The following is a 6,459-nucleotide window of genomic DNA, read 5'->3' on the forward strand; positions in this document are numbered from 1 at the left end:
CGTTATGATGTTGTCGTCGGTTGAGGTGCTTCGTGAGGCACGGTCACTTGCAACTGAATAACCCGGCGGTTGTCGGCTGACGTTACCTTGAATGAGTAGCCCGCCAATTCAACAATTTCCCCTCGGGTAGGCAGGTGACCAAAGCTGGTCATTACCAAGCCGCCGACGGTATCGACTTCTTCATCGCTGAATTGGGTATGGAACATTTCATTGAACTCTTCAATGGTTGTCAGCGCTTTCACCGCATATGTGTGTTTGCTTAACTGACGAATATCCTGCTCTTCCTCGTCGTCGAACTCGTCCTCGATTTCGCCAACGATTTGTTCAAGGATATCTTCAATGGTGATAACACCTGATACCCCACCAAACTCATCAACCACAATAGCCATGTGGTAACGTTCTTCACGGAACTCCTTGAGCAGGCGGTCAACCCGCTTGCTTTCAGGCACAACGACCGCTGGTCGCAGTACTTTTTCCATGTCGAACGGTTCGCTGCTTGGTTGTAGGTAACGCAAAAGATCTTTAGCCAGAAGGATCCCTTCTACGTGGTCTTTGTCGTCACTGATCACCGGGTAGCGTGAGTGCTGGGCATCAACAATTAAATTAATTAGATCCTCTACCTTCTGAGAACGCTCGATTGTGACCATCTGAGAGCGCGGGATCATGATGTCACGGACACGCATCTCGGAAATTTCCATGACCCCTTCGAGCATGTCGCGGGTGTCGTGGTCGATCAAATCGTTTTCTTCTGAATCACGGAAAACTTCTACAAGCTCTTCGCGGTTCTGTGGCTCGCCTTGAAACAGCTGGCCAATTCGTTCAAAGAAGGACTTTCTACTCGGACCTTCAGAATTTTGTGAGTTATCTTCGTTCATTGTTTGTAAGAATTACTTCTCTCAGTTAAGTGGCTGTGCCACGGGAATATACGGCACCTCAATGTGCCGTATTAGTTTGACAACAATATCATGAAAAGTTTACTGCTTTTCTTCGGCATACGGATCGGCATAGCCCATCTGCTGCATGATGTCCGTTTCCAAGCCTTCCATCTCTTCTGCTTCGTCGTCCTCTATATGGTCATAACCTAGCAGATGAAGACTGCCGTGTACAACCATGTGTGCCCAGTGGGCATTCAGAGGTTTATCCTGCTGCTTGGCTTCTTTTTCGACGACCTGTCGGCAAATGATCAGGTCGCCTAGCAGTTCCAGCTCCACACCCGGTGGTGCTTCGAACGGGAAAGAGAGGACATTGGTTGATTTGTCCTTGCCACGATAGTCATGGTTAAGGCTATGGCTCTCTTCCTCGTCCACCAAGCGGATTGTCACTTCGGCATCGGCTTGGAAAGGAGTAACTGCGGCATCCAGCCATTGCTGGAATTGCGCTTCGCTAGGCATACCGTTTGTGTTTTCAGTGGCTACCTGGAGATCAAGATAAATCGCCATTAGTTTGTTTTTTCCGTTTCTACTGGTGCGGCAACCGATGCTGCGGCTGCAGCTTGCATGACGGCTTGCTCTTCACGTCGGCGTTGTTCTGCAAGTTTACGTTGCTTCTGATCTGCGCTCTCCCATACCTCGTAGGCCTGTACAATTCGTGCAACTACTGGGTGGCGGACGACATCGTCGGCCTGGAAGAAGTTGAAGCTGATCTCATCGACATCAGACAGTACTTCAATCGCGTGACGCAGGCCTGAACGGGCACCGCGAGGTAAGTCGATCTGGGTCACGTCACCGGTGATCACCGCACGGGAGTTGAAGCCGATACGGGTCAGGAACATCTTCATCTGCTCGACGGTGGTGTTCTGGCTTTCATCAAGAATGATGAAGGCGTCATTGAGGGTACGGCCACGCATATAGGCGAGCGGAGCAACTTCAATCACGTTACGTTCAATCAACTTTTCAACACGCTCGAAACCCAGCATTTCAAACAGGGCATCGTAAAGCGGACGTAGATACGGGTCGACTTTCTGGCTCAAATCACCCGGTAGGAAACCCAGTTTCTCACCGGCTTCAACCGCCGGGCGGGTCAGTAGAATACGACGGATTTCCTGACGTTCCAGCGCATCTACTGCAGCAGCAACAGCGAGGTATGTCTTACCGGTACCTGCTGGGCCAATACCGAAGGTAATGTCATGGCGAACCATGTTGGCAATGTACTGGGCCTGGTTAGGCGTGCGTGGTTTGATCACCCCTTTCTTGGTTTTGATCACCACTTCCTTGCCATAAGGAATGCTTGATTCGGTCGACTGCTCTAGGACACCGGATTCTTTGATAGCCAAGTGAACCTGATCAGGTTCGATGTCAGGAATGGTGTTGCGTACCGGGGCGGTATCGACATACAGGGTTTTGATGATATCGGCGGCGGCTTCGGCTGTGTGGGGTTGGCCGACCACGCTGAAACTGCTGCTGCGGTGGTTTATTTCTACACCCAAACGGCGTTCAAGTTGTTTGATGTTATCGTCGAAAGGGCCACAAAGGCTGGAAAGGCGCTGGTTATTGGCGGGTTCCAGATTGAATTCAATAGTAATAACTTTGCTCAAGATTTGCCTCTCAATAGGGCCACCCATGTGGGTGGCCTAGGGTTCAGGGCGCGTCCTACTTGTGTTCAGACGGGCGTCTTACTATGGAGTATATACGCCAACACCCAATTCATCTTCTTTGCGTGTTTTTTCCATCACTTCGGCTGGAGACATGGCTACACGTAGGTCCATTTCCGCTTCGGTGCGAACTAGCTCACCACGTAGTGAGTTGGTGAAGACGTCAGTGATTTTCACGTCAACGAACTGGCCGATCAGCTCTGGCGAACCTTCAAAGTTCACCACGCGGTTGTTCTCGGTACGGCCACGCAATTCCATCACGTTCTTCTTCGATGGGCCTTCAATCAAGATACGCTGCTCGGTACCTAGCATCTGGCGAGAATAGCGCATAGCCTGAGTATTGATCTGTTGCTGCAGTTCATACAAGCGTTCTTTCTTCACTTTTTCAGGCAGATCACATGGGTAATCGGCTGCTGGCGTACCCGGACGGGCAGAAAAGATAAAGCTGAAGCTGATATCGAAGTCCACATCACGGATCAGTTTCATCGTATCCTGGAAGTCTTGGTCAGACTCGCCCGGGAAGCCAACGATGAAGTCAGAGCTGATCGTGATATCCGGACGTGCTTTACGCAGCTTGCGGATCTTCGACTTGTACTCGATCGCCGTATGTGGACGCTTCATGTTCGTCAAAATACGGTCTGAACCACTTTGTACCGGTAGGTGCAGGAAGCTCACCACTTCAGGGGTATCTAGGTACACATCGACAATGTCATCGGTGAACTCGATCGGGTGGCTGGTGGTGTAACGGATACGGTCGATACCGTCGATAGCTGCCACCAGACGCAACAATTCTGCGAAAGTCGCAACGTCACCGTCGTGGGTCGCACCACGGAAAGCATTGACGTTCTGGCCAAGTAGGTTGACCTCACGGACACCTTGCTCTGCCAGTTGGGCGATTTCGAATAGTACGTCATCCAGCGGACGGCTCACTTCTTCACCACGGGTGTAAGGAACCACACAGTAGGTGCAGTACTTCGAGCAGCCTTCCATAATCGAAACGAATGCCGTCGGGCCTTCAGCACGAGGCTCAGGTAGGCGGTCGAATTTCTCGATTTCCGGGAAGGAAATATCCATGACTGGCGCATGGTCGCTCTGCGATTGCTTGATCATCTCAGGCAGGCGGTGCAAGGTCTGTGGGCCGAAAATAACATCGACATACGGTGCACGCTTGCGGATAGAATCGCCTTCCTGGGTTGCTACACAACCACCCACGCCGATCACTAGCTCAGGTTTTTTGTCTTTTAGGGTTTTCCAGCGACCAAGCTGGTGGAACACTTTTTCCTGGGCTTTTTCACGGATGGAGCAGGTGTTAAGCAGCAGAACGTCTGCTTCTTCTGGTTCTTCCGTTATTTCGAAGCCATTGGCTGCATTAAGAAGATCGGCCATTTTTGATGAATCGTATTCGTTCATCTGGCAACCCCAGGTTTTGATAAGCAGTTTCTTAGCCATGTCTAACTCTTCACTCGTAGTGTTTATTCATTGCGTTTCACATTGCATCATTCCGCTTTGGCGCTCAAAAACAAGGCCGCCTGCGGTAGCAAGCCGCGTATTGTACTGCTTTAAAGCGTGCCTGACTAGATCATCACCACCCCGAATATTTTGTGGTTTTTCATTCTGTCACTACCGGTTTGAGTTTATTGAGGGTTTGAGGACCCAATTGGCGCATTTGTTGACGGATCCATTGGCTACGCTGCTGAATATAGGGGGTCATGGGGGCTGGCTGCATCCGGTAAGGGTTGGGCAGTACTGCGGCCAGTTGCGCGGCTTGTTGGGCGCTGAGTCGGCTGGCGGGAGTACCGAAAAAGGTCTGACTAGCCGCTTCCACACCGAACAGGCCGGGGCCGAACTCAACGATGTTAAGGTAGACCTCCAAGATCCGTGATTTATCCCAGAGTAACTCCATCCACAGGGCAAAGTAGAGCTCAACCCCTTTTCGCAGGAAGGTACGGGACGGAAACAGAAATAGGTTTTTGGCGGTCTGCTGGGTGATGGTACTGCCTCCACGGCTGGGACCATCACCACCGGTTTGTTTGAGGATCGCCAGGATGGCATTGATATCAATACCGTTATGATCTGGGAAATTTTGATCTTCAGATGCAATCACCGCGAGTTGGGCATTGGCCGATATCGCCTCCATTGGCACCCATAAATGCGCTGATCGTGGCGGATAGCCTTGCGGAGGAAACCATTCACGGTGAAGTTGCCAGCCCCAACTCGGTGGATTGATAAATTTCCCGGCCAATACCAACAAGATCGGTAGCGCAAGGGCAAGCAATAGCAGCTTGATTAGCCAGCGTTTGATAAATCCAGTCATACCCCTCATCCTTGTGTGGCCATATATTAATCACTGATGTACTTGTGAATTTTGGTAGAATAATGGCAGCAACGCGCCTGTGGGCGCAGTACTCTTTTCTTGAGCATAACAAATGGGAACCGATATGGAACAGTTTGATGTGGTTGTGGCTGGCGGCGGTATGGTCGGAGCGGCAACAGCAATAGGTTTGGCCCAGCAGGGGCTATCTGTTGCAGTGTTGGAAGGGATCACCCCAGCTCCGTTCGAGTCATCGCAGCCAATGGATCTGCGAGTGTCGGCCATTTCCCCACACTCTGTGTCATTACTGGAACGGTTGGGGGCGTGGGAGGCGGTGACGGCGATGCGTCTTTGCCCGTATAAGCGATTGGAAACCTGGGAGCACCCAGAGTGCCGTACCCGTTTTAATGCTGATCACATGCACCTTGACCGCCTTGGTTATATTGTCGAAAACCGGGTGATCCAGTTGGCACTGTGGCAGCAATTCGAACTCTACCCTAACCTGACGGTGAAGTGTCCGGCCCGTATGGTCTCAGCAGTCGAAACCGAAAATGGTTATGAGATTGCACTCGAGGATGGTAACCCATTACATGCTACTTTGCTGGTCGGAGCCGACGGTGCTCAGTCTCGTGTTCGCCAACAGGCGGGGATCGGGATCACTGCATGGGACTACCGCCAGCACTGTATGCTGATCAATGTCGAAACGATCTTGCCACAGCAGGATATTACTTGGCAGATGTTTACCCCTCACGGTCCGCGTTCATTTCTGCCGTTGCCGGGCCATCAGGGCTCATTGGTATGGTACGACAGCCCAGCGAAGATCCAGCAACTATCGGCGATGACTCCAGCTCAGCTGGAAGCACAGGTCATTACCCATTTCCCGCCAGAGCTGGGTGAAATCAAGGTGCTCAACCATGGCCGATTCCCGCTAACCCGTCGCCATGCTCAGCGATACTACAAGTCTGGCGTGGTGTTGTTAGGCGATGCTGCTCATACTATTAATCCTTTGGCGGGGCAGGGGGTCAATCTTGGCTTCAAGGATGTTGATGTCTTGCTGCATGAAATCGAGAAAGCTGGCCAAGATTGGTCGAACGAACGGGTGCTCAAAGCTTATGAGCGCCGCCGGCGTCCGGATAACCTGTTGATGCAGAGTGGCATGGACTTTTTCTATACCACCTTCAGTAACAACTTACTGCCGGTGAAGTTGTTACGCAATGCGGGTTTGAAGCTGGCCGAGCAAGCCGGGCCGATTAAGCAGAAAGTTCTGAAATATGCGATGGGGATGTAGCCGGCTTTCTTCGTAGATCAAAAGGTGGCATAAAGAAAAAAGCCGAATGTTTATTGAAAAACATTCGGCTTAACAACCAGAGAGATACGATCATTGAGTTGGTTGTAAAATCTACTGTCAGCATTTCTAGATAGCCATGTATTCACATAACCATATGCCAGACATAAGAAAACCCACCAAAAGGTGGGTTTCTAAAGATGGTGCGGAAGGAGAGACTTGAACTCTCACACCTTGCGGCGCCAGAACCTAAATCTGGTGCGTCTACCAATT

6 protein-coding genes are annotated in these 6,459 nt (G+C 51.1%); 1 reads left to right on the forward strand and 5 read right to left on the reverse strand.

The window, feature by feature from the left end; all coding sequences use genetic code 11:
• Nucleotides 1-2 precede the first annotated feature (2 nt).
• The 5 genes from corC to mtgA form a co-directional block, all read right to left on the reverse strand.
• Nucleotides 3-875 carry a CNNM family magnesium/cobalt transport protein CorC gene (gene corC, locus ACVA58_RS26185; protein WP_446513191.1) on the reverse strand — a complete coding sequence of 291 codons (873 nt, stop codon included), beginning with the start codon at nt 873-875 and terminating at the stop codon, nt 3-5.
• Nucleotides 876-974: 99 nt separating this feature from the next.
• Entirely contained in the window at nt 975-1,439 is a 465-nt protein-coding gene (gene ybeY, locus ACVA58_RS26190) for an rRNA maturation RNase YbeY (RefSeq protein ID WP_446513192.1), read from the reverse strand.
• Nucleotides 1,439-2,533, reverse strand: coding sequence for a PhoH family protein (locus ACVA58_RS26195; RefSeq protein ID WP_446513193.1), 1,095 nt, complete (start codon nt 2,531-2,533; stop codon nt 1,439-1,441). Before ACVA58_RS26195 ends, ybeY begins: the two co-directional genes overlap by 1 nt.
• 81 nt (nt 2,534-2,614) lie before the next feature.
• Nucleotides 2,615-4,039 (reverse strand): tRNA (N6-isopentenyl adenosine(37)-C2)-methylthiotransferase MiaB, encoded by a 1,425-nt coding sequence (gene miaB / locus ACVA58_RS26200; RefSeq protein ID WP_446513194.1) that lies wholly within the window; start codon nt 4,037-4,039, stop codon nt 2,615-2,617.
• 160 nt (nt 4,040-4,199) lie between these two features.
• Nucleotides 4,200-4,904, reverse strand: coding sequence for a monofunctional biosynthetic peptidoglycan transglycosylase (mtgA, locus tag ACVA58_RS26205; RefSeq protein ID WP_446513195.1), 705 nt, complete (start codon nt 4,902-4,904; stop codon nt 4,200-4,202).
• Between the two features lie 124 nt (nt 4,905-5,028).
• Between mtgA and ACVA58_RS26210 the strand changes: the two genes are divergently transcribed.
• Nucleotides 5,029-6,189 (forward strand): 2-octaprenyl-3-methyl-6-methoxy-1,4-benzoquinol hydroxylase, encoded by a 1,161-nt coding sequence (locus ACVA58_RS26210; RefSeq protein WP_446513196.1) that lies wholly within the window; start codon nt 5,029-5,031, stop codon nt 6,187-6,189.
• Nucleotides 6,190-6,459: the final 270 nt, after the last annotated feature.

It is taken from the genome of Photobacterium sp. DNB22_13_2, from assembly GCF_052873915.1.